The sequence below is a fragment of the Faecalibacterium sp. IP-3-29 genome (assembly GCF_023347335.1).
Lineage (GTDB): Bacteria > Bacillota > Clostridia > Oscillospirales > Ruminococcaceae > Faecalibacterium > Faecalibacterium duncaniae.
The window spans coordinates 1,478,409-1,501,202 of sequence record NZ_CP094471.1; the positions used below are offsets into that span (position 1 = coordinate 1,478,409).

General features: G+C 57.3%; 18 protein-coding genes. 5 read left to right on the top strand and 13 right to left on the bottom strand.

Going from position 1 to position 22,794, the window contains the following annotated elements:
- Positions 1–90: 90 nt before the first annotated feature.
- The 7 genes from MTP40_RS07100 to hprK all read right to left on the bottom strand — a co-directional run bounded on the left by MTP40_RS07100 (position 91) and on the right by hprK (position 9,817).
- Positions 91–1,044 (bottom strand): ketopantoate reductase family protein, encoded by a 954-nt coding sequence (locus MTP40_RS07100; protein ID WP_207696848.1) that lies wholly within the window; start codon positions 1,042–1,044, stop codon positions 91–93.
- 288 nt (positions 1,045–1,332) lie between these two features.
- Entirely contained in the window at positions 1,333–2,307 is a 975-nt protein-coding gene (pfkA, locus tag MTP40_RS07105; protein WP_097771144.1) for a 6-phosphofructokinase, read from the bottom strand.
- 238 nt (positions 2,308–2,545) lie between these two features.
- Positions 2,546–6,061, bottom strand: a complete 3,516-nt coding sequence (locus MTP40_RS07110; protein ID WP_207683866.1) for a DNA polymerase III subunit alpha — start codon at positions 6,059–6,061, stop codon at positions 2,546–2,548.
- Positions 6,058–7,002: a DNA-binding protein WhiA gene (gene whiA / locus MTP40_RS07115; protein WP_207683867.1), complete on the bottom strand. Its 945-nt coding sequence runs from the start codon at positions 7,000–7,002 to the stop codon at positions 6,058–6,060. The genes MTP40_RS07110 and whiA overlap by 4 nt, the downstream gene beginning before the upstream one ends.
- 36 nt (positions 7,003–7,038) lie before the next feature.
- The gene (gene rapZ / locus MTP40_RS07120) at positions 7,039–7,902 is read right to left on the bottom strand and encodes an RNase adapter RapZ (RefSeq protein WP_207683868.1); all 864 of its coding nucleotides are present in this window, start codon (positions 7,900–7,902) and stop codon (positions 7,039–7,041) included.
- 13 nt (positions 7,903–7,915) lie between these two features.
- The gene (gene murB, locus MTP40_RS07125; protein WP_207683869.1) at positions 7,916–8,854 is read right to left on the bottom strand and encodes a UDP-N-acetylmuramate dehydrogenase; all 939 of its coding nucleotides are present in this window, start codon (positions 8,852–8,854) and stop codon (positions 7,916–7,918) included.
- Positions 8,855–8,881: 27 nt separating this feature from the next.
- Positions 8,882–9,817: an HPr(Ser) kinase/phosphatase gene (gene hprK / locus MTP40_RS07130; RefSeq protein WP_097771149.1), complete on the bottom strand. Its 936-nt coding sequence runs from the start codon at positions 9,815–9,817 to the stop codon at positions 8,882–8,884.
- Positions 9,818–10,145: 328 nt separating this feature from the next.
- Between hprK and MTP40_RS07135 the strand changes: the two genes are divergently transcribed.
- Genes MTP40_RS07135 through MTP40_RS07145 form a run of 3 tightly spaced genes read left to right on the top strand, consistent with a single transcriptional unit; the run spans position 10,146 to position 13,980 of the window.
- Positions 10,146–11,948, top strand: a complete 1,803-nt coding sequence (locus MTP40_RS07135) for a Na/Pi cotransporter family protein (protein WP_249260075.1) — start codon at positions 10,146–10,148, stop codon at positions 11,946–11,948.
- Positions 11,945–12,634 carry a response regulator transcription factor gene (locus MTP40_RS07140; protein WP_097771952.1) on the top strand — a complete coding sequence of 230 codons (690 nt, stop codon included), beginning with the start codon at positions 11,945–11,947 and terminating at the stop codon, positions 12,632–12,634. The genes MTP40_RS07135 and MTP40_RS07140 overlap by 4 nt, the downstream gene beginning before the upstream one ends.
- Positions 12,631–13,980: a sensor histidine kinase gene (locus MTP40_RS07145; RefSeq protein WP_005934322.1), complete on the top strand. Its 1,350-nt coding sequence runs from the start codon at positions 12,631–12,633 to the stop codon at positions 13,978–13,980. The genes MTP40_RS07140 and MTP40_RS07145 overlap by 4 nt, the downstream gene beginning before the upstream one ends.
- Here the strand turns inward: MTP40_RS07145 and MTP40_RS07150 are convergent.
- The 3 genes from MTP40_RS07150 to MTP40_RS07160 are packed head-to-tail and all read right to left on the bottom strand — an operon-like array spanning position 13,977 to position 17,241.
- Positions 13,977–14,963: a hypothetical protein gene (locus MTP40_RS07150; protein WP_249260076.1), complete on the bottom strand. Its 987-nt coding sequence runs from the start codon at positions 14,961–14,963 to the stop codon at positions 13,977–13,979. The genes MTP40_RS07145 and MTP40_RS07150 overlap by 4 nt on opposite strands.
- Positions 14,960–15,784, bottom strand: a complete 825-nt coding sequence (locus tag MTP40_RS07155) for a hypothetical protein (protein ID WP_249260077.1) — start codon at positions 15,782–15,784, stop codon at positions 14,960–14,962. Before MTP40_RS07155 ends, MTP40_RS07150 begins: the two co-directional genes overlap by 4 nt.
- A gap of 2 nt (positions 15,785–15,786) precedes the next feature.
- Positions 15,787–17,241: a spore germination protein gene (locus MTP40_RS07160; protein ID WP_249260078.1), complete on the bottom strand. Its 1,455-nt coding sequence runs from the start codon at positions 17,239–17,241 to the stop codon at positions 15,787–15,789.
- A 66-nt stretch (positions 17,242–17,307) separates the two neighbouring features.
- Between MTP40_RS07160 and MTP40_RS07165 the strand changes: the two genes are divergently transcribed.
- Together MTP40_RS07165 and MTP40_RS07170 are read left to right on the top strand one after the other, a co-directional pair.
- Positions 17,308–18,015: a DUF421 domain-containing protein gene (locus MTP40_RS07165; protein ID WP_156058118.1), complete on the top strand. Its 708-nt coding sequence runs from the start codon at positions 17,308–17,310 to the stop codon at positions 18,013–18,015.
- The gene (locus tag MTP40_RS07170; protein ID WP_005934332.1) at positions 18,012–18,380 is read left to right on the top strand and encodes a DUF4363 family protein; all 369 of its coding nucleotides are present in this window, start codon (positions 18,012–18,014) and stop codon (positions 18,378–18,380) included. Before MTP40_RS07165 ends, MTP40_RS07170 begins: the two co-directional genes overlap by 4 nt.
- A 99-nt stretch (positions 18,381–18,479) precedes the next feature.
- Here the strand turns inward: MTP40_RS07170 and nrdR are convergent, their stop codons facing one another.
- The 3 genes from nrdR to MTP40_RS07185 form a co-directional block, all read right to left on the bottom strand.
- Positions 18,480–18,947: a transcriptional regulator NrdR gene (nrdR, locus tag MTP40_RS07175; protein WP_005934334.1), complete on the bottom strand. Its 468-nt coding sequence runs from the start codon at positions 18,945–18,947 to the stop codon at positions 18,480–18,482.
- 48 nt (positions 18,948–18,995) lie between these two features.
- A complete protein-coding gene (secF, locus tag MTP40_RS07180) occupies positions 18,996–21,341 on the bottom strand; it encodes a protein translocase subunit SecF (protein WP_156061103.1) in 2,346 nt (781 codons plus the stop codon).
- Between the two features lie 87 nt (positions 21,342–21,428).
- A complete protein-coding gene (locus MTP40_RS07185; RefSeq protein ID WP_156061101.1) occupies positions 21,429–22,712 on the bottom strand; it encodes an aminotransferase class I/II-fold pyridoxal phosphate-dependent enzyme in 1,284 nt (427 codons plus the stop codon).
- Between the last annotated feature and the right edge of the window lie 82 nt (positions 22,713–22,794).

The following is a 22,794-nucleotide window of genomic DNA, read 5'->3' on the forward strand; positions in this document are numbered from 1 at the left end:
AATTATACCATATTTCAAAAACAAAATACAGCAAAAAGTGCTGCCGGTGGCTCGGGAGTGAACGTGTCGAATCCTAACAAGACAGTCACTTTATTTTGCCCAGGTGGGTTCCTCCGTGCCATCATAATCGAACAGGCCATCATTTTTCTCTTCCATGGCCTTGATCATGTGGTAGGTGTACTCGTTATACGGCGTGGGGATACCAAGCTCCTTTCCCATCCGCATCAGTGCTCCCGAGAACATATCGATCTCTGTATGCCGTCCGGCATCCAGATCCTGCAGAGTGGAATAACGGGCCGTGGCAGGAACAGCGCATCCGTGGCTGACGGCATCTGCAATGCGCAGATCAATGCCCCGTGCAGTTGCAATGGCTTCCAGTTCCCGGCGCAGGCCATCGCTGATGGCTTTCATGTGGACGCTGTCACGGTAGCAGCCCACACCGGCTCCCAGAATCGCCTGCGGCAGATTGTTGCAGACGTTCAGCCGGAACTTGCTCCACATCTCTTCCTGAATGTGCTCCGTGACCCGGAAGTTGACCCAGGAATCCGTGAACAGTTCCCGCACTGCCTCGACACGTTCACTCTCAAACGGTGCAAATCGCTCGCCATAGATCACGCCAAGTGTTGCATCCGGGTCAAAATGGTAACCATCCGCTTCCTTGTGAGATGTAACCTTAATGAAGGAATACAGCAGATGCTCTGCACCTACCTGTGCGGCGATCAGCTCTTCGCTGTCCACACCGTTCATCAGACTCATCACAACGGTATTGCTGCCGACAGCGGTCTTGATGCTTTCCAGAGCTCCGGGCAGTGAGCCATATTTCAGTGCAACGACCAACAGGTCTACACCCTGCGCTTCCTGCGGGGTCCAGACCTCCGGGCGGTAAACTGCTCCATTGATGGCGCAGCCGCTTTCTTTTAGCCGCCGGGCACGGTCGCCTTCCGCTATCACACCCAGACGGATATTATCCTTTTTAGAAAGCCCCCAGATGATGTAAGAGCCCACCGCTCCAGCGCCCAAAATGGCAACAGATTGTATTTTCATGTTAGATTCTCCCTCTTTGATTTGTCCGATTCTATTGTAGCACGAATTCGATTTACTGGAAAGAGAAATGAAAATGCGAAGCCACTTTTGCACATAGATTTTACAGCAATTAGATTGCAGCGGATGCTGATGTGCCGCGGGGCAGCGGATATGCTGGGCGCAACCTTCAATTGACCGCAAACGGTGCCAAAGTGCTTTAAAGCGGGACACAAAAGCCCCCGGAGAACGTTTCACGGCTCTCCGGGGGCTGATTTTACGCATTATAAAACGTAGATACGTCTGTTATTCTCAAATAGAAATGGTGTTGCACACGTCAATAAGCACGGGGTCAAGCGTCTTAGTCATCTCAAGCGCCTCATCCACGGGGTAATCCACAAGGTGCTCACCCTTCATACCAACGATGCGGTTGTACTTACCCTGCTCCAGCAGGCAGACAGCGTGATAGCCCATTGCGGAAGCATTCACGCGGTCACGCAGAGTGGGAGAGCCACCGCGCTGGACATGGCCCAGAATGGTGGCGCGGGTATCGATGCCGGTACGGGCCTGGATCTCGTTGGCAATCTCCTGAGAGTGGCCAATGCCCTCGGCAACGATGACAATGAAGTGGCGCTTACCGGTGCGCTGCGTCTCGGTAATCTTATCCAGAATATCGTGCTGCATATCGAATTCCTTCTCCGGCAGCAGCACAGCCATGGCACCGGAGGCAATGGCGACGTTCAGAGCGATGTAACCCGCATTGCGGCCCATGACCTCGACCACGCTGCAGCGGTCATGGCTCTGGGTGGTATCGCGCAGCTTGTCGATCATTTCCAGGGCGGTGTTCATTGCAGTATCGTAGCCGATGGTGTAATCGGTGCAGGCGATATCATTATCGATGGTGCCGGGCAGACCGATCATCGGAATGCCGCGGTGTGCCAGCTCACGGGCGCCACGGTAGGAGCCGTCGCCGCCGATGACCACCAGTGCGTCAATGCCCAGCTCACGGCACTTTGCAGCGCCCTTGTCCTGACCCTCCTTGGTCTTGAACTCCAGGCAGCGGGCCGTATACAGGATGGTGCCACCGGCAGAGATGATATTGGAAACGCTGCGCAGGTTCATTTCAAAGCACTCGCCATCCAGCAGGCCATTGTAGCCGCGCTGAATGCCGATCATACGGAAGCCCTTATGCAGGCCTGCACGGACAACGGCGCGAACTGCAGCATTCATGCCGGGAGCGTCGCCGCCGCTGGTCAGCACACCAATCGTTTTGATTTGCTTTTCCATGGAAAGATTCCCTCCAATTGTTTCGTCATTTACCTATGGAGCACTTACCCTCTCTCTTTGGGCACCGGCTCCATCGCCTTGCTCAGATCAAAACTTGCCTTTAGACATTATAACACAGTTCCCGCTTGAATCCAATACCTTTTTGGCACTTCGTTAAAAGTTTATTAAAATTCACAACCGTGCGTCTTGGTGTCGTTTTTGGCACACCTGCACCAAGTTCGAATCGTTCCTGCGCATGTCATTTTGTTGCAACATTCTTTTCGCCCACGATGCGCTGCAGTTCCTCAAAGAAAAGCGGATGACCTGACGTATACAGCCTGCGGGGAGCCGCCAGCTTCTGTTTTGTGTCCTCCAGATAGAAGATCACCGGCATATCACCGTCAAAAATCTCCAGCAAATTGACCACCTTGGCGTACTCCGGGCTGGTGCGGGAGGGCAGCCGGACGTAGAGCCGCCGGGCTGCATCCCGCATCTGATTGGGGCGGTTGGCCTGCGGTCTGGCGGGGTTGTAGCCTTCAATGGGCGAAATGCTTTCGGCAACCAGGCGGGCAGGTTCATCCTCTCGGATAGACAGGCGGCCCTCAATGACCACGACCGCGTTATCGTGCAGCACGTCCCGGAATGTTTCCAGTGTACGCGGGAACACGATGACCTCCATGGTGCCGGTCAGATCCTCTACGCTGGTATAGGCCATCATGCTGTTGGTCTTTGTCGTCACCATTTTGCTTTTGACAATGGTGCAGACGATGCGGACATGGCTATTGTCCGGCACATTGGCATCCTCACCGGTCAGAGCTTTGATGGTGTGGGTAGCAAACTGAGCCGACTGCTCCCGGTAGGCATCCAGCGGATGTCCGGAAAGGTACAGGCCGCTGACCTCTTTCTCCTGTTGGAGCAGCTCGGCATGGGTATACTCAGGGCAGGGCTTGATCTCATAGCTGTCGGCGGCAGACGTATTGTCCATGCCGCTCATCATCGAGAAGAGATCGATCTGACCATCCAGATTCTTCCGGCTGTCACTCTCGATGCTCTTGAGCACACCCTCAGTTGCTTCGACCAGACTGCGGCGGTTGGAGCCGAGATTATCAAAGGCACCGGCCTTGATGAGGCTTTCCACAGTGCGGCGGTTCAGCTCGGTGCCATGCATCCGTTTGCAGAAATCGTACAGGCTGGTATAAGGCTTTTCCTGCCGCTCCTCTACGGAGCGCTCGATCAGCCGGGTGCCGACATTTTTTACGGCGTTCAGGCCAAACCGGATCCGGCCACTGTCCTCTGCAGTAAAGCCGCTGCCCGAGATATTGATATCCGGCGGCAGGACCTTGATCCCCAGCCGGGCGCACTCGCCGGAATACTCGATGACCTTGCCGGTGTTGTCCAGAACACTGGTCAGCAGAGCAGCCATAAACTCGCTGGGGTAATGGCACTTAAGGTAGGCTGTCTGGAACGCCACATAGGCATAGCAGGCGGCATGGCTCTTGTTGAAGGCGTAGGATGCAAAGCTGGACATCTCATCGTAAATTTCGTTTGCAACCTTTTCCGAGATGCCGTTTGCCACACAGCCCGGGCACTCGTTGCCGGGGTCTGTGCAGCCGTGGACAAAATGTTCCCGCTCTGCCTCCATCACAGCGTGTTTCTTCTTGCTCATGGCACGGCGGACATTATCTGCCTGCCCGAACGAAAAGCCCGCCAGCTCCCGGAAGATCTGCATGACCTGTTCCTGATAGACGATGCAGCCATTGGTCACATCCAGAATGTGGGCCAGCTGCGGGGTCTTATAGCTGATTTTGTCCGGTTCATGGCGGTTGCGCAGGTAGGTCGGGATGGAATCCATCGGGCCGGGGCGGTACAGACTGATCAGAGCGATGACATCTTCCAAATTCTGCGGCTGCAGGCCCACCAGCACCTGCTTCATACCTGAGGATTCAAGCTGGAACACGCCTTCGGTCTCACCCCGGGAGAGCAATTTGTAGGTCTCGGGGTCGTCATAATCCAGTTTGGCGATGGAGAAATCCGGTTCTTTTTTCTGGATGGCCAGCTCCGCATCCCGGATGACCGTCAGGGTGCGCAGACCGAGGAAGTCCATCTTCAGCAGACCCAGCTCCTCGATCTCCGTCATGTTGAACTGGGTCACGGGCAGGCCATCGTTGGTGGCAAGGGGCAGATAATAATCCGTTGGTTCCGGGGTAATGACAACGCCTGCCGCATGGGTGGAAGCGTGGCGGGGCATTCCCTCCACCTTCATGGCAGTGTCGAGCAGTTCCGTCACCTTCGGGTCCGTTTCATACATCCGCCTGAGCTCTGGCGAGACCTCCAACGCATGTTTGATGGTCATTTTGAGCTCCGCCGGGACCTGCTTTGCCACTACATCCACTTCCTGATACGGCATTCCCATCACACGGCCCACATCGCGGATCGCATTGCGGGCAGCCATGGTGCCAAAGGTAACGATCTGAGCTACATGGTCAGCGCCATACTTGCGGTTGACGTAGTCGATTACTTCCTGGCGGCGCTCGTAGCAGAAGTCCACGTCGAAATCGGGCATACTGACACGTTCCGGGTTCAGGAAGCGCTCAAAGATCAGGTTATAGCGGATGGGGTCAATGTCAGTGATGCCCACGCTGTATGCTGCGATACTGCCCGCACCGGAGCCACGGCCCGGGCCCACCGGGATCCCCTGGCTCTTGGCATAGTTGACGTAATCCCAGACGATGAGGTAATAGTTGGTATAGCCCATCGTCTTGATGACACTGATCTCGTAGTTCAGGCGGTCTTTGTTGGCCTGCGGCACATTGGAACCGTAGCGGCGCTCCAGACCCTCCCAGCAGAGCTTTTCAAAGAACGCCTGGTTGTCCATGCCGCCGGGGGCCTTATAATACGGAATTTTGGTGTTACCAAACTCAAAATCAAAATTGCACTGGTCGGCAATGATCTGTGTGTTGGCACAGGCATCCGGCACCATGGCAAACAGATCGTACATCTCATCCGTTGTTTTAACGTAGAATTCGTCAGTCTGGAACTCCATACGGTCGGCATCCTGCATGGTTTTTCCGGTTTGGATGCAGAGCAGGATCGCCTGCATCTTGGCATCCTCCTTGCGCAGGTAGTGGGAATCGTTGGTGGCTGCCATGGGGATGCCGGTCTCCCGTGCCAGCTTGATGAGCTGGGGCAGCACAATGTTATCCTCTTCCAGCCCGTGATCCTGCAATTCAATGTAGTAATTGCCCTCACCAAAGAGGTCGCGATACCACAAGGCAGATGCCTTAGCGCGCTCGTAATCGCCGGACAGGATCGCCTGCGGGATCTCACCCGCCAGGCAGGCAGACAGGCAGATGAGGCCTTCGTGGTATTGCTCCAGCAGCTGCTTATCCACACGCGGCTTGGAGTAGAAGCCCTCGATAAAGGCGGCAGAAACCAGCTTGGCAAGGTTTTTATAGCCCGTCTCGTTCTTGCACAGCAGGATCAGATGATTGTTGCCATCGATCTTGTTCACCTTATCAAAGCGGGTGCGGGTGGCCACATAGACCTCACAGCCGATGATGGGCTTGATGCCCGCCTTTTTGGCCGCCTTGTAGAACTGCACACAGCCGTACATCACACCGTGGTCGGTGCAGGCAATGGCAGTCTGGCCGCACTCCTTCACCCGATCCATCAGCTGGTCAATGCGGCAGGCACCATCCAGCAGACTGTATTCTGTATGGATATGGAGGTGGACGAAGTCTCTTCCCTGCTTGTTGCCCTCACTGGGTTCGATCATTTCGTTTCCTCCTTTTCTACGTTTTCTTCCAATCTTCTGCGCAGATCTTCTGCCAGCGCTTCCAGCTTCTTCATCCGGTGCGAAAGCCCCGATTTGCTCACGGGCGGGTCAAAGCAGGCACACAGAGCTGTCAGGGACAAGTCCGGATTTTCCATTCGAATGGCCGCAGCCTGCTGCAAGACCTCGGGCAGTGTTTCCAGCGCACCCTGCTCCTGCAAAAAACGGATTGCACGGGTGGTCTGGGCATTGGCCCGGGCCGTTTTGCCCAGATTTGCGGTATCGCAGTTGGTCTGACGGTTGATCTGGTTGCGCAGCTGCTTGACTGCCTTCTGGGCATTCATCCGGGCTGAAGCTTCTGCCGCTCCCATAAACGCAAGGATGCGCTCCACGCTGGCGCTGCTTTTGACGTAAATCAGGTTTACGCCGTTGCGGCGGGTACGGTGGGGCGCAAATTCATGCTCAGCAAGCAGGGCCTCAAAATCCTTTGCAAGGTTGGTGCGTCCGGTCAGAAATTCCAGATTATACTCCTTCTGTGGGTCCGTCACAGTGCCGCCGCACAGAAACGCCGTGCTGATATAGGCACTCACGCAGGTCTGGCACCGGATGAGCCCCGGGTCGATCTGCAAGCTCGTCTCGCTGCCCGTGGTGCCGAACAGCTCGTGCATCCGGCGCACCTGCTCCGACTCTCGGATGCCGAACTCATATACCACACCGCTGGGGCGGGGCTTTTCCAGCACCGTACCCTGCACGCCGCAGCGGGCAAACAGCTGTTCGGCCACACGGGCGGTCAATTCCTGCTCAGTCTGCAGCACAAGGCCCCGTGCATCAAAATCTTTGGCAAAGCAGGCGATGCCATAGGCTGCCGCCCGCACACAGCAATCCTTTTGCAGCTGTAAACTGCGCTGTGCGATCTCTTCCCGTGCCTGGGATGCAAAACTCATGTCACTCTCATTTCTGTTCTCACGGGCTCTGCCGGGTCAGCGCGCCGCATCACGGTGCTGAATGCCGGTCTGATAGCCCAGTTGTTTGCAATATTCCGCGATCTTCCGCGCAAAGGTAATAGAGCGGTGCTTGCCGCCCGTGCAGCCCACTGCAATGGTCAGCTGGCTTTTTCCCTCCTTGACATAGAGGGGCAGCGCATACTCCAGAAAACCTTCGTACCGGCGCAGCAGTTCCTTTGCCTCCGGGTGGCCCATGACAAAATCTACCACTTCCTCATCCAGCCCCGTTTTATGTTTGAGCTCCGGGATATAGAAAGGGTTGGGCAGACAGCGGACATCCAGCACCAGGTTCGCATCCTCTGGGATGCCGAACTTGAAGCCGAAGGACATCACGGTGAGCCGCATTGCTGCCTTTGCCCCGCCATCTGGCGCAAACAAATTACAAATGCGTTCCTTATTCTGGGCCGTGGAGAGAAACTCCGTGTTGATGGTATAGTCTGCCCGTTCCCGGAAGGGCTGCAGGATCTGTCGTTCCTTTGCCAGCGCCTCCCGGGTGGAGATTCCCTCGGCAATGCTGATGGGATGGCGGCGGCGGGTCTCACTGTAACGGCGCATCAGCACATCGTCCGGAGCATCAATGAATAAGATCTCGTACTCGACGCCCTGCTCATCCAGCTGGTGCAGCGCCTGTTCGATCTGCTCGCTGGTGTGGCAGCCGCGCACATCCATGGAGAGCGCTACCCGCTTGAGCTGGTTATCGCCTGCCTTGGAGAACGCCGTGATGCTGGGCAGAAGCTCTGCCGGAACATTGTCGATACAAAAAAAGCCGATATCCTCCAGTGCGTTCATCGCAACCGATTTTCCCGCACCGGAAAGCCCGCTGACGATCAGAAGATCCATACCATTTTCCCTCTTATGCCTTGACCACTCGAATTTCCTTTTCCAGGTCGTACCCGGTCTTTTCCTTTACGACTGCCCGCACCTCATCGCACAGGGCCAGCACATCAGCGCAGGTCGCGCCGCCCAGATTCACCACAAACCCGCAGTGCTTCTCGCTGACGGCAGCACCGCCGTGGCGATAGCCCCGCAGGCCGCACTGGTCGATGAGGGCAGCCGCAAACGCTCCCACCGGCCGCTTGAAGGTGCTGCCGGCGCTGGGCTTATCCAGCGGCTGCTTATCGATGCGCTTCTGCATCAGCTCATCCATCCGGGCCTTGATGGCTGCCGAATCTCCATGCTTCAGGTGGAACTTTGCGCTCAGGATGCAGCCGCCGTTTTCCTCAAAGATGCTGTGCCGGTAGGAGAGGTCGAGGTTTGCGGCATCTTCTGTCACGATCTCACCTTCTCTGGTCAGATACGTCACAGAGACCAGCACATCCTTCATCTCTCCGCCGTAGGCACCGGCATTCATATAAACTGCACCACCCACTGTGCCGGGGATGCCATAAGCAAATTCCAGGCCAGTCAGGCTGCTGTCCAGCGCCGCCTTACACAGAGCAGAAAGCTTCAAGCCCGCACCTGCGATGACTGCATCGTAGACCGCCCCCGGCTCTGCACCCGGATGGCTGACGTTTTCCAGAAAACCGATTCCCATTTTCAGAGCCGTGGTATCCACGACCACGCCCCGGTAGCCCGCATCCTCAAACAGGATGTTGCTGCCGTTGCCCAGCAGGTAATATTTCACATCGCACGCTTTGCACAGTGCGATCACACGGCAGAGCTGTTCCTCCGTCTCCGGCTGGACAAAAACATCCGCCGGGCCGCCGATTTTAAAGGTGCAGTGGGCAGCAAGGGATTCGTTTTCGATAAAGCGGATCTCCTCCGCTTGCAGCAGTTGTTTCAATCGTTCCATAAAACAGGATTCCTTTATCTGTAATCTTCATTCAACGGTGCCGTCCAGACCCAGACGGATCAGCAGCTCCTTGGCGGCATTATAACCCATCCGCTTCTGGCGGTTGTTGATGGCGGCGGTTTCCAGCACAACAGCCAGATTGCGTCCCGGGGAGACCGGGATGCTGGTGCTGGGGATGTTCACGCCCAAAATCTCGTAATATTCGCTCTCCAGTCCGGTGCGCTGATAGTTCTTGGTGGGGTCCCATGCTTCCAGCTGGACCACAAGGTCCAGGCTCTCGCTCTCCTTGACCGCACCCACGCCGAACACACGGGCCACATTGACGATGCCGATGCCGCGCAGCTCGATAAAATGGCGGATGTTCTCCGGGGCCGTGCCCATGATCTGGCGGTTGGAGACCTTGCGCAGCTCCACCGCGTCGTCCGCCACCAGACGGTGGCCGCGCTTGACCAGCTCAATGGCCAGCTCACTCTTGCCGATGCCGCTGTCGCCCAGGATCAGGATCCCTTCACCATACACCTCCACCAGCACGCCGTGGCGGGTGATGCGGGGTGCCAGCTCCAGATTCAGCACGCTGATCAGACTGCCCATCAGGGTGCAGGTCATCTCGTTGGAGCGGAGCAGGGCCACCCCGTGCTTCTGAGCCAGTTCCAGCATCTCGGGAAATGGTTCCAGTTCCTCACTGCGGCAGACGATGACAGCCGGGGGCTGCTGGCTGAACAGCTGGTCCAGCCGCTCGTACCGCTTCTCGGCAGAAAGACCAGAAAGGAAGTTCATTTCGGCCAGACCCAGGATCTGCAGCCGGAGTTTATCAAAGTAATCATAGTATCCGGCAAGGAACAGGCCCGGGCGGTTGACCTCCGCAATCTCGACATTGATCTCTTCCAGCCCTTTCGGGGTGTAGACCACATCCAGACTGACCTTTTCCGTCAGCTTCTTCAGCGAAACATTGAAATTCGCCATCGTTCTTCCTCCTGCACAAATGTTTCCTCTCCCTGCCCGGCAGCACACCGGCTGCGGGGCACGCTTTTTCTTTCCCTTATTATAAACGAGATGGTTTCGGATTACAATGATTCTGCCGGAAAATCTTCATTCCGGAGCCTGCATCCCGTTGCATCCTCCCTCATATCTATTTATAATAGAGATGGTACATCCCCGCACCGGGAAACAGTCATTCACTTTACACGCATTTTACATTCTCTGGATTTCCGATTTTACATTCAAGCTCTATACTCATAAACAGGAGAACATTCCGTCAAATAAACGTGTCAAACAAAGCGAGGAACTTCAAATGACTGTTTTTAATGTATTTTCCCTGCTGGGCGGCCTGGCCTTGTTCCTGTTCGGTATGGACATCATGGGCAAGGCGCTGGAAAAGCAGGCCGGCGGCCAGCTGCAAAAGATCCTGAGCAAACTGACTGACAACCCGCTCAAGGGCTTTTTCCTGGGTCTGTGCGTCACTGCCGTGATCCAGAGTTCCAGCGCCACCACCGTTATGGTGGTCGGCTTTGTCAACAGCGGCATCATGGAGCTGCATCAGGCCATCGGCGTTATCATGGGCAGCAATGTGGGCACCACGGTCACCAGCTGGATCCTGAGCCTTTCCGGCCTGCAGGGCGACAGCTTCCTGATCAATATGCTCAAGCCCACCTCCTTCAGCCCGGTGCTGGCCTTTATCGGCATTCTTCTGTACATGGGCAAAAGCGAAAAGCGCAGGGGTGTCGGCACCATCCTCATCGGCTTTGCCGTGCTGATGACCGGTATGACCGCCATGTCCAATGCTGTGCTGCCCCTGCAGAATGAGGCATGGTTCACCAACCTGTTCATCCGCTTCTCCAATCCTCTGCTGGGCGTTCTGGTGGGTGCCGTTGTCACCGGCATCATCCAGAGCTCCAGCGCCAGCGTTGGTATTCTGCAGGCACTGAGCGCCACCGGTGTCATCACCTACGGCAGTGCCATCCCCATCATCATGGGCCAGAACATCGGCACCTGCGTCACCGCGTTGATCTCCTCTGTGGGTGCCAATAAAAATGCCCGCCGCGCCGCCATGGTGCACCTGTACTTCAACATCATCGGTGTCACCCTGTTTCTGGCTGTTTTCTATGGTGCAAATCTGTTGCTTGACTTTGCCTTTGTCACTGAAACGGTCACTGCCTGGGGCATTGCCGTGGTCCACTCCATCTTCAACCTGACGGCCACCGCTGTTCTGCTGCCCTTTGCAAATGGGCTGGAAAAGCTGGCCATCCTCACCATTCCGGACGATGCCGAAAAAGAGAGCTTTGCTCTGCTGGATGAGCGCCTGCTGAACACTCCCGCCGTGGCTGTGGAGCGTGCCCGCGCCGCCACTGCAGACATGGCCGAGCTGGCCCGTGTGGGCGTGGTGCAGGCCATGAGCCTGACCCACAAGTGGGACGATTCCCTTGCCCAGAAGGTGCGGGAGGAGGAGGAAAAGGTGGACAAATATGAGGATGCACTGGGCACCTATCTCGTCAAGCTGTCCAGCCGTGAAATGAGCCATGCCGACAGCCAGAGTGTGAACACTCTGCTCCACACCATCAGCGATTTTGAACGCATCAGCGATCACTCTGTAAATGTTCTGAGCTCCGCCGAAGAGATCCACGCCAAGAGCATTGAGTTTTCCAAGGATGCACAGGAGGAGCTGCAGGTGCTGGAGGGGGCCGTGCAGGATGTGCTGAGCCGCACCACCGACGCATTCCGCAAAGGCGATCTGCACCTGGCCGGCAAGGTCGAGCCGCTGGAGACCGTTGTGGATGAACTGGTGCGTGCCATCAAGGCCCGCCACGTGGCACGCCTGCAGACCGGCAGCTGTTCCATTGAATATGGTTTTGTTCTGGAAGATCTGCTGACCAACTATGAGCGTGTCTGCGACCACTGCAGCAATGTGGCTGTTGCCCAGATCGAGGTGGCACAGGACAGCTTTGATACCCACGCTTACCTGAACGACCTGCGCTACGGCAACGAGACCAAGGAAAGTGAACAGTTCCAACGCCGTCTGGATCGTTACCGTGAGCGCTATCTCTTCCCTGACAGCGACACTGCACCCGCAGACGCAAAGGAGGAACCCAACAAATGATCTACATTGTAGAAGACGATGCCGCCATCCGCGAGCTGGAGCAATATGCACTGCAATCCAGCGGATACGAGGTACAGAGCTTTGAAACCTCTGAGCCTTTCTGGCAGGCCATGCGCACCGCAGAGCCTGAGCTGGTCATTCTGGATGTGATGCTGCCCGGTGAGGACGGTTTCTCCATTCTGAAAAAGCTCCGCAATACCCCTGCCCTGCGCCGCCTGCCCATCATCATGGTCACAGCAAAATCCAGTGAGCTGGATACCGTGCGCGGGCTGGACTGCGGTGCAGATGATTACATCACCAAGCCCTTTGGCATCATGGAATTTCTGAGCCGGGTACGGGCCGCCCTGCGCCGCTCTGCCCCCGAGGAAAAGCAGAATGTTTATGCCTTCCATGAGATCCTGCTGGACAACGCCCGCCACAGCGTGACTGTGAACGGCACCCATATTGACCTGACTTACAAGGAATACAGTCTGCTGCGCCTGCTGCTGGAAAACACGAACCTTGTTGTGACCCGCGAGACCATTCTGCAGGTGGTATGGGGCACCGATATTTCTGTTGAGAGCCGCACCGTGGATATGCACATCCGCACCCTGCGCAAAAAGCTGGGGGACGCGGGCAGATATATCTGCACCGTGCGCAAGGTCGGCTACAAGCTGGCCGACAATGAGGAGGGCGAGGAAGAATGAAACCGCAGAGCATGGAAGAAAAAATCAGTTACCGGCTGTTTTTCATGGGCTTCGTCGGTCTGGTCTGCACCGCCGTGCTCTGTCTCTTCGTCTTTCACAAAGCGTTCCGGGAACAGGCGTGGACCTCGCTGGAGCATCAGGCTGATCTGGTTTCCGCCGGATACGAGCAGCTTTCCTCTCCGGATCAGCTCTCCGTGTTCGTCAACGGAGACCTGCGCATTACCCTGATCGCAGCAGATGGCAGTGTGGTGTTCGAATCCGCCACTGACCAGCAGATGGAAAATCACCTGTCCCGCCCGGAGATCCAGCAAGCCATGAGGGAGGGTGTAGGCCGTAACTGCCGCGATTCCCAGACCATGGGGTACGAGACCTACTATTACGCCATGCTGCTGCCCGGCGGCGATATCCTGCGTGTGGCCCAGGATTCTGAGACCATCTGGTCGATCTACGACGCGGCCCTGCCCGCCATCATCCTGAGCTGCATTTTGATGATGGGTGCCGCAGCGCTGATTGCCGGGCTGCTGACCCGCAGTCTTGTCCAGCCCATTCTGAAAATGACGGATGATCTTGAGCACATTCAGGAAAACGTTCCCTACCGGGAACTCATCCCCTTTGCTGAGAGCATCCACTCTGACCGGCTGCTGCGGGAAAACAACGAGAAGATGCGGCAGGATTTCACGGCCAACGTCAGCCACGAGCTGAAAACGCCGCTGACCAGTATTTCCGGCTATGCGGAACTCATTGAGACCGGCATTGCCAAACCCGCAGATGTGCCCGAGTTTGGCCGGAAGATCCATGTAGAAGCCAGCCGGATGATCCAGCTGGTGAACGACATCCTGCAGCTGTCGCACCTGGACAGCGTCAGCGAGACCCATGCACAGCCCGACATGGAAACGGTCGATCTGCTGGACGTGGCCAAGGATTGTGTGGAACGTCAGAAACTGAACGCGCAACGCTCCTTCATCTCCCTGACCTATCTGGGCGAGAGCGCCAGAGTGCTTGGCAACCGGGATCAGCTGGATGAGCTGTGCCAGAACCTGTGCGACAACGCCATCCGCTACAATCGCCCCGGCGGCAAGGTCCAGCTCATCACCTCCTGCACCCGGGACGGCCATTGTACCCTGACCGTCAAGGATAACGGCATCGGCATTCCGAAAGATGCGCAGTCCAGCGTGTTCGAACGCTTCTACCGGGTGGATAAGAGCCGGAGCAAGGCCACCGGCGGCACCGGTCTGGGGCTGGCTATTGTCAAGCACATTGCCCGCATCCACAACGCCCGCATCAAGTTGGAAAGCGAAGTGAACGTTGGCACCACCATCACCGTCGTTTTTGAGACCGCCCACTAAAACTGCAAAAAGCTCACGTCTGCCTGCACCTGCGGGCAGGCGTTTTTTGTTGTCAGCGCTTCTCGCACTGTTCCCTGCTTCAGCGCCCGGACTGCTCCCAGAGAGAGCAGATCATACCCGTTTTCCCAGCAGCGCTGAACGGTCTGCACGCAGAGCAGCTCCAGCGCCGCACACTGTGCTGCTGTGGGCAGAGCGGTGCCCGCCCTGCGCTGGCCGGTCAGGGTCACGGCAAAGCCATCTTCTTCGGCTTCCACCGATACCACACAGCGCCGGAACGTCACCTGCCCGCTACCCAGCGGAAAAGTGTGTTCTCCGCTCTGACCCAGCAGCAATTGTGCCATCTGGCTCTCTGCCGGGGTGAGCCGGGTGTTCCCTGTTTCGGTGAGCAGAAGCATTTCCTCCGCATTCTCAATGGCACCATCCGTCAGGATAAGCACCGGAGCCAAAAAGGCGTTCCGGCTCTCGTATAGGTGCGGAGCCTGCGGTGCAGCTTCTTTCACGACCTGCAAAAGTCGTTCCGGGAACAGTTCGTTTTCTCCGTCTGCTGCGGCCAGTTCTTCTCCGGAAAGATCCATGCAGAGGACCCGGGCAGACAAGCCCTGCACCGGCTCCTCTTTCAACACGGTCTCCGCCTGTCGAATGGTTTTTAAAGTTGTTTCGGCATTCAAAAGCAGATACTCGCACAGCCGGTAGCTTGCTTTACGGGGCAGGCCACGCTCGGCTTCAGTCAGAGCCGTTTGCAGGGTGTTTCCCTGCCCGGTGCAGAGCTGTACCTTTGCGGCAGCATCAGAGGCATCGGCAGCGGCTTCCGGAAACTGGTAGAGCAGGCTCACCATCCAACTCTGCACCGCCACCGTGGGCGGGGTAAGAATCAAGGCACGCACCATGCTTTTTTCGGTGTTCTCTGCCCGCAAAAATACCCCGCACCAGAGCACCAGCACCCCTGCCGCCAGCCACCGGAGGGCACGCTGTTGGCCCGTCATGCGTTTTCCTCCGCAGGCGTGGCCCTGCCCCACATCCGCCCGGCCAATTGACGCACCACCTGCACCAGCACGCAAAACCGGAACATTGCCGCTGCCAACCAGACCAGCAGCACAAGGGCATCAAACCGGGAGATGCTGCCCAGCCTGCCCGCCCGCAAAAGCTCGATGCCGGGCAGGGCATTCCCCGCCCCAAACACCAGTTCCGTGCAGAGCGCAAAGCTGCCAGCCAGTATAAAAGCTTTCACCGGAAGCCAGACAGCGCACCGCACCTGCTTTGCCGGGCAGAACAGCGGTAGGGCGAAGTATTCCGGATACAGGGGCAGGATAATCGGTTGAGCATCAGCTTGCATCATCAGACTTTCCCAGTGGAACTGGCCATTCAGCCCCAGCAGGCAGAGCAAACCCGCCAGCGCCGCCGCCCAGCACAGGATCGGCGCACAGCGGACCAGTACCGAAGGTTCCAGCTTCCATCCTGCCCAAAGCAGCAGCGGGAGAAGCCCCAGCATGGCCATGGAAGAAAAATTCCCCCAGCAAAGCTCCTGCGCCTGACGGAAGGTCTCCACAGCCTCCCAGACAAACCAGAGTCCCAGCCCTCCGCAGACTACCCGGGAACGCAAGTCTGTACCCAAAAAACTGTCTGCACGCTGCTCTGCCCCGGCTGTCAGGGCGGTAATCAGAACCAGCGCCAGTGTCATGGGCAGGCCGCGCAGCAGAAAACTGCGGGCTGAGACAGGTGCCCCTGTCTGTAATACACACCGAGCGAACTCCGCAGTGAGCACACTCAGGGTCAGTGTTTTTTCGGAGAAACAGGATCGTTCCAACTTCAACCACCTCGTTTTTGCCAAATGGTAAAGGGCCGCCGGGAAAGTTTTGGGTAGCTGCGCCGGGTCACACCGTCCGGCGAGAGCGGCACCTCGGGAAATACGGCATCCCGCAGGTAGGGCACACCCAGCGCTGAGACCCGGGTCAGCCCGAATAACACGCCCAGCGCGCAGGCGGCAAGTCCCACCGGGCCAGCCAACCCAGCTGCCAGCAGCACCGCCAGCCGCAGAACAGTTGCCACCTCATACAGCGAGGGCGTGACGAACACTGCAATGGATGCGGCAGCGGCGGTCAGGATGACCGGCGTACTCATCAGTCCGGCAGCAATGGCGGCATCCCCGATGATGAGGGCCGCGATCAGGCTGACGGAGTGCCCCAGGGTCTGGGGCATCCGCAGGCCAGCCTCCCGAATGATCTCCAGCATCAGGATCACCAGAAGCATTTCCCCAAACAGCGGCAGCGGCGTTGCCTGCTCGGCGGCCTCGATTTTGAACAGCAGCTGGGGCGGCAGAAGTTCCGGCAGGTAGACTGCCCAGCAGACGAACACGCCCGGTAGGAAAATGCTCAGGTAGAACGAGATATATTTCAGCACCCGCAGAAAGGATGCAAAATAGGCCGTTCCTGCATAGTCATCCAGGCATTCAAAGTTTTCGCAGAACAGGGTGGGCAGGATCAGCGCTGAGGGGCTGCCATTGACCAGAATGACGAATTTCCCCTCTCGCAGCTTTGCCGCTGCCACAATAGGCCGTTCGGTATAGCGCACAGGAGCAAAGGTGCGGATCTTACAGGGAAAGAGCCATGGCACAAAGTAGCTGGAATCCAAAAGCAGCTGCGGCCTGGCCCGCTGCAAGGTCTGCCGCACCTTTTGCACCGCTTTTGGGTCTGCCGTATCCCGGCAGTAACAGAGAGCATACTCCGTTTTCATCTCACAATCGGCTTGACCGATCTCAATGACCAGAGCATCATTGCGGAAGCACCGCCGCAGCAGGCTGGTATTCACCCGGAGCAGATCCGCAAAGCCTTCCCGGGAGCCGCGGAGATTTCCCTCCCCTGCCGGTTCATCCACCGAGCGGGCGTTCAGGCTCTGCACCGAAAAGGCGATGCCTTTTGCGCATCCGTCCAGCAATAGCACTGCCATGCCCGCTGTCATCCGCCGGATCAGGGCCTCCCAGTCCTCCACAGGGTCAGGCTCTGCGGGCAGTGCGGAGTGCTCAAACAACAGCGCAAACACCTGTTCCCCGGTCAGCTGTTCTGCCGGGCCGGGCGGTGTGCGGCGGCTGGCGGCATCCAGCAGCAGCTGCCACAGCCCTTTCAGGCTGGCCATCCCATCAAACAGAACGATGGCTCCTTTGCAGTGGTAAAGCTCAAGCTCCTTCGCATAAAAATCTGCCGATCGGCCAAACCTAGCGTTGAGCTCCGCAAGGTTTGCCGCCAGATGGCTGGAAAGCTGTTCCATTTTGCCGCCCCCTTTCTGGTAGCTTGTCCGCCGGGGCGGCGGTTATACGCTGGGAGGTGTTCCGGTTTGAAACTCTTGATCTTCCGTACCATCCTGATCTATCTCTGCGTCCTGTTTGCCATGCGGCTGATGGGCAAACGTCAGTTAGGGGAGCTGCAGCCTGAGGAATTGGTATCCACCATCCTCATCTCCAATCTGGCTTCCATCTCCATTGAATCTGAAGAAGTACCGGTCACAGCCAGCCTGATCCCCCTCTTTCTCATTGCAGCGCTGGAGCTGCTGGGATCGATCCTCAGCTTCAGGAGCCAGCGCTTTTTCAACCTGATGTCCGGGCGGCCCAAAACCGTCATCCTGAATGGTGAGATCGATCAGAACGCTCTGCGCACCCTGCGGCTGACTGCCGCCGATCTGATGGAGGCGCTGCGCGGCAAAGATGTGTTCGACCCCAGGGATGTCTCCTATGCGGTCGTGGAGACCAACGGCAGTCTCTCGGTGGCTCTGCGCCCGGAAAAGGAACCGGCCACCCTCGCCGACCTTGGGGCAAGGGTACAGCGGGCACAGGCCACCATCCCCTTTGTGCTGGATGGTCAGGTGCTTGCCGAAAACCTGACCACCTGCGGCAAGGATGCTGCCTGGCTGGAACGCACCGCACAGGCTAACAGCCTGCTTCTGGAAGAGATCCTGATCCTGGCGGGCAACGATACCGAGGATTATTTTCTGCTGAAAAAGGAGCCTCGTCAAACGGCGGGGTTCCGGCAAGGGGGTGCGGCATGAAACGTATTTATGTCTGCATTGGCATCGTAGTCCTGCTGCTGGCAGCAGCCTTTTACAGCAGCTTCCGGGTACAGCAATTCGCCGAGGATATCTCCGATGACATCGACACCGCCATGGAGGATATCCGGAACAGCGATCTGACCGGTGCGCGGCAGGCACTGGCCGAAGGAGCCGAGCTCTGCGACACCATGCGGGAAGGCATGAACCACCTGCTCCGCACGCAGGACTTCACGGAGCTGGAAGCCGCCCTGCGCGCCGCCGATGGCCATCTGGAACTGAATGCACCCGAGGAAGCCTTCGGGGAACTGCGCCGGGCGCAGGTTCAGGTAGAGACCCTGGCCTGGCTCTCTCATCGTATTCTTTGAGGATGATTGCTTTGAGCTGAACAGATGAGGCTGTGCACAATAAAAAGCCAGGCTTTCTCGTGAAGTTCACGAAAAAGTCTGGCTTTTAACGCTGGAACCTTAGTTTTTCTCTTTGCGGTCGCCCATCAGTTTTTTCAGCTCCGTGAAAAAGCTCTCGACATCGGCAAACTGCTGGTAAACCGAAGCAAAGCGGACATAGGCCACTTCATCGATCTTTTTCAGCTCCTGCATGGTCAGTTCACCAATGCGCACACTGGACACCTCGCGGTCATAGGAGCTCATCAGGCTTTGCTCAATGCTGCTGACAGCCCGTTCCAGTGCATCGTAGCTCACCGGGCGCTTGGCGCAGGCCCGCAGCATTGCGTTGAGCAGCTTCTGACGGTCAAAAGGCTCACGGGAGTTATCCTTTTTGATGACGATCAGCGGGACGGTCTCCACCACTTCATAGGTCGTAAACCGCATGCGGCAGCGCAGACACTCACGGCGGCGGCGGATCCGCTCACCGTCTTCGGTCGGGCGGGAATCGATGACCTTGGATTCCTCATCGCCGCAATAGGGACATTTCATAAATCGTTCCTCCTGATGTTGGTTCTTGGCCTGTCGGGCAAAACACGGTCAGGCTTTTTTGGTTTCAGCCTTTTTGCTCTTGCGGTCGCTCCACAGCACCCAGGCGGAGGTGGAAACACAGAGCGAGGTATACACGCCGCTCAGCATACCCATCATCAGCGGGAAGGCAAAGGTAAAGATGCTGTCCAGACCGTACAGCTTGGAGACCACGCACATCACACCCAGTGCCATTACAGTGGTCACCGTAGTGATGATGGTACGGCGGGCAGACTGGTTGACCGAGTGGTTGACCAGCTCCTCGAACGGGGTCTTTTTCCCCATCAGGGCACGGTTCTCGCGGATGCGGTCATAGACCACAACCGTATCGTTGATCGAGTAGCCCAGAATGGTCAGCATGGCGGCAATAAAGTTGCCGTCCAGCGGGGTGCGCAGCAGCACAAAGGTGCCAAACACCACCATCAGGTCGTTCAACAGGGCTAGCACAGCCATCAGGCCGCCGGTCAGGCCGCCGATCTTCTTGAAACGGAAACCGATATACAGCAGGATGAGCAGCAGGGAGAACACCACAGCCACCAGACTCTTCTGCAGGAACTTGGTGCCCATGGCAGCGCTGACATTGCTCAGGGACAGCTGGGCAAAGGCATTGTCCGGGTACTGTTCGTTCAGGGAGGTCAGCAGATTCTCCACCTGATCGGTGGTCACGGTCTCGTTGCCGGGCATGGAGATCTTCAGAGTCTGCTCCCCGGTGGCGACATTCTCGCCGGTCTGCAGGGTCAGGCCATTGTTTTCCAGTGCGGTGGAGGCGGTCTTCTGAACTTCGGAGGTGCTGATCTCACCCTGATAGCTCAGGGTGATCATGGCACCGCCCGTAAACTCCGTATCCAGCCGGACACCGAACACTGCAGCACACAGGATGATGGCCGCCATCAGGCAGGTGGAGATGGTCAGGAAGCGCTTGCGCAGGCCCACAAAGTTGATGGGCTTCTTTTCCTTGACTTCCTTGCCGGGCTTGACAGCACCATAGAGCCAGGGATTCCGCAGGGCCTTGATGGAGGCTGCACCGCGGATCATCACACGGGTGGCAAACACGCCGAACACAAAGTTCAGCAGAACGCCGGTCAGCAGCGTGTAGCCGAAGGCGTAGATGGTGCCTGCGGTGGAGGGCCCAAAGGCGAAGAACACGAAGTGCAGGGCCTTGGCGAACAGGCCGTCCGAGGGGCCGAAGGCACCCATCAGCACGATTGCCACAATAACAATAGTCACGTTGCCATCAATGATGGGGGTCAGACCGCGGGCAAAGCCGCTCTTGAGCGCGCCATCCAGCGATTTGCCGTTGTTCAGCTCCTCCTTGATGCGCTCGGCGGTGATGACATTGGCATCCACGCCCATACCAATGGCCAGGATGATACCTGCGATGCCGGGCAGAGTCAGGGTAAAGCTCTCAAACACCGGGAAATAGCCGGAGACGAAAGCCAACGTTGCCGCCACCTGACCGGCCAGTGCAATGCAGGCCAGGAAGCCGGGCAGACGATACAGCAGAGTCATCAGCACCACGATGAGGGCATAGGCAATGAGACCGGCCAGCACCATGGCGCTCAGGCTGTTCTCGCCCAGGCTGGGGCTGACGGTGGAATAGCTGTCCACAGTCAGGGCAAAAGGCAGTGCACCGGAATTGATCTGGCGGGCCATCTTGACCACGTCCTCCTGCGTGAAGGGATTGGACGCGGAACTGGTGATGATGGCGGCACCATCGGTGATGGCCGCATTGACCGTTGCCGTGCTCACGTTCTGATCATCCAGCCAGATGCTGATGGTTCCACTGCTCTGGTAGAGCTCCGTGGTGGCATCTCCGAAGGCCTTGGCACCCTCGTCGTTGAACTTGAGGGCCACATAATATTCGGATGTACTGCCGCTCACCGGGCCGTACTGAGCAGCTGCGCTCTCGACCATGGAGCCGTCCAGGATCAGTTCGCCGTCTGCGCTGCTCCCCTTGCGGAAGGTCAGGTAGGCGGTGCTGCCGATCTCTTCAATGGCGGCTTCGGGATCAAAATCGGTCTCGCCGGACTGCCACGGAAACTCCAGGATCAGGCGGTCGGAGTCATAATCCACATACAGCTCGTAGTCGGTCACGTTCAGGCCAACCAGACGATTCTCAATGACCAGCTGGGCAGCGTCCAGCTGATCATCGGTGGCATCGTAGTTGTCCGAGGGGGCAAACGTTACGTTGACACCGCCCTTGATATCCACGCCAAAGCGGATATCCTGCGCTCCCTTGATGTAGGTCTTGGTCACATCACCGTACTTGACTGCCACACCAAAGAATGCCGTGTAGACAAACGCGGCGATCAGGAGCACTGTGACAACAAGCTGCCATGCTTTGCCTTTCGTCTTCATAAGAAACAGGAAACCTCCAAAATATAATAAACCTCCGCCGCGCAGAAAAACCTCTGCACGGAGGAGATTTTTTGCAGAATAAAACGCTTACTCTACCTTTTCGGCCAGCAGCTTTTCGATGACTGCCAGCTTTACGCAGACGCAGAGCAGATCAGATGCGGTCTCCACCTCGTCCAGGCTGGGATAGGTGGGCGCGATACGCAGGTGAGAATCCTGCGGGTCCTTGTGGTAGGGATAGGCGGAACCGGCACCGGTCAGGGTCAGACCGCACTCCTTGCACAGCTGGGCCACACGCTTGGCGCAGCCGGGCATAACGTACAGGCTGATGAAGTAACCGCCCTTGGGGTTCGTCCAGTGAGCGATATCGCCGCAGGGGGTCAGCTCCTCGGAAAAGGCCGTCTTGACCGCATCAAAGCAGGGGATCAGGCGGCGGCGGTGCTTTGCCATGTGGGCCAGCACACCCTCTTTGTTCTTCAGGAAGCGGACATGGCGCAGCTGGTTCATCTTATCATAGCTGATGATCATCACGGAGAAGCGCTTGCAGATATACTTCATGGAGTCCACGCTGCATGCAATGGCGGAAACACCTGCACCGGGGAAGGTGATCTTGCTGGTGGAGGTGAACATGAACACACGGTTCTCCGTGCCGTACTTCTTGCTCTCGTTCAACAGAACAGGGGTCTCGATGATCTCCTCGGTCAGGTGGTGGACGATGTAAGCCTCATCCCAGAAGATCTTGAAATCAGGAGCAGCGGTCTTCATCTTGGCCATCCGGTCAATGGTCTCATCGCTGTAAGTATAACCATCCGGGTTGGAATACTGGGGCACGCACCAGATGCCCTTGATGGTGTCATCCTCGGCCACCAGCTTCTCCACAATGTCCATATCGGGGCCATTGGGGGTCATGGGCACGCTGATCAGCTCAAAGCCATACTCCTCAGTGATGGAAAAGTGGCGGTCATAGCCGGGCACCGGGCAGAGGAACTTGCGCTTTTCCACCTGAGACCAGGGGCAGGGAGACTCAGGGAAGCCGAACACATAGCCAATGTTGATGAGGTTGTACATCAGCTGCAGGCTGGAATTGCCGCCCACGAACACTTCCTCGGGCTTGACACCGAACACATCCGCAAACAGAACACGAGCCTCGTGCAGGCCCTCAAGATCACCATAGTTGCGGGCATCGGTGCCTGCGTCGGTGGTGTAATCGTTCATCTGCAGCAGACCCATTGCCAGATCCATCTGATGAGGGCCGGGCTTGCCACGGGCCATGTTCAGCTTCAGGTTCATGGCCAGAAACTTTTTGTACTGCTCATTCAGCTTTGCCTTTTCGGCAGTGAGCTCCTCACGATTCATCTCAAGATAGTTTGCCATTGAAAAACACACTCCTTTATCGTACTTCCAATTTCCCACAGTATCCGATGCCGGGTGTTTCAGGAGTTCCTGCCAGAGAGTT

Bases quoted from the DNA above. Each gene is read 5' to 3' on its own strand.
- MTP40_RS07150 (WP_249260076.1), bottom strand. From the start codon at position 14,963: ATGACGGGCCAACAGCGTGCCCTCCGGTGGCTGGCGGCAGGGGTGCTG.
- MTP40_RS07185 (WP_156061101.1), bottom strand. From the start codon at position 22,712: ATGGCAAACTATCTTGAGATGAATCGTGAGGAGCTCACTGCCGAAAAG.
- MTP40_RS07145 (WP_005934322.1), top strand. From the start codon at position 12,631: ATGAAACCGCAGAGCATGGAAGAAAAAATCAGTTACCGGCTGTTTTTC.
- nrdR (WP_005934334.1), bottom strand. From the start codon at position 18,947: ATGAAATGTCCCTATTGCGGCGATGAGGAATCCAAGGTCATCGATTCC.
- secF (WP_156061103.1), bottom strand. From the start codon at position 21,341: ATGAAGACGAAAGGCAAAGCATGGCAGCTTGTTGTCACAGTGCTCCTG.
- MTP40_RS07135 (WP_249260075.1), top strand. From the start codon at position 10,146: ATGACTGTTTTTAATGTATTTTCCCTGCTGGGCGGCCTGGCCTTGTTC.
- MTP40_RS07100 (WP_207696848.1), bottom strand. From the start codon at position 1,044: ATGAAAATACAATCTGTTGCCATTTTGGGCGCTGGAGCGGTGGGCTCT.
- hprK (WP_097771149.1), bottom strand. From the start codon at position 9,817: ATGGCGAATTTCAATGTTTCGCTGAAGAAGCTGACGGAAAAGGTCAGT.
- MTP40_RS07110 (WP_207683866.1), bottom strand. From the start codon at position 6,061: ATGATCGAACCCAGTGAGGGCAACAAGCAGGGAAGAGACTTCGTCCAC.
- murB (WP_207683869.1), bottom strand. From the start codon at position 8,854: ATGGAACGATTGAAACAACTGCTGCAAGCGGAGGAGATCCGCTTTATC.
- rapZ (WP_207683868.1), bottom strand. From the start codon at position 7,902: ATGGATCTTCTGATCGTCAGCGGGCTTTCCGGTGCGGGAAAATCGGTT.
- MTP40_RS07170 (WP_005934332.1), top strand. From the start codon at position 18,012: ATGAAACGTATTTATGTCTGCATTGGCATCGTAGTCCTGCTGCTGGCA.
- MTP40_RS07140 (WP_097771952.1), top strand. From the start codon at position 11,945: ATGATCTACATTGTAGAAGACGATGCCGCCATCCGCGAGCTGGAGCAA.
- pfkA (WP_097771144.1), bottom strand. From the start codon at position 2,307: ATGGAAAAGCAAATCAAAACGATTGGTGTGCTGACCAGCGGCGGCGAC.
- whiA (WP_207683867.1), bottom strand. From the start codon at position 7,002: ATGAGTTTTGCATCCCAGGCACGGGAAGAGATCGCACAGCGCAGTTTA.
- MTP40_RS07160 (WP_249260078.1), bottom strand. From the start codon at position 17,241: ATGGAACAGCTTTCCAGCCATCTGGCGGCAAACCTTGCGGAGCTCAAC.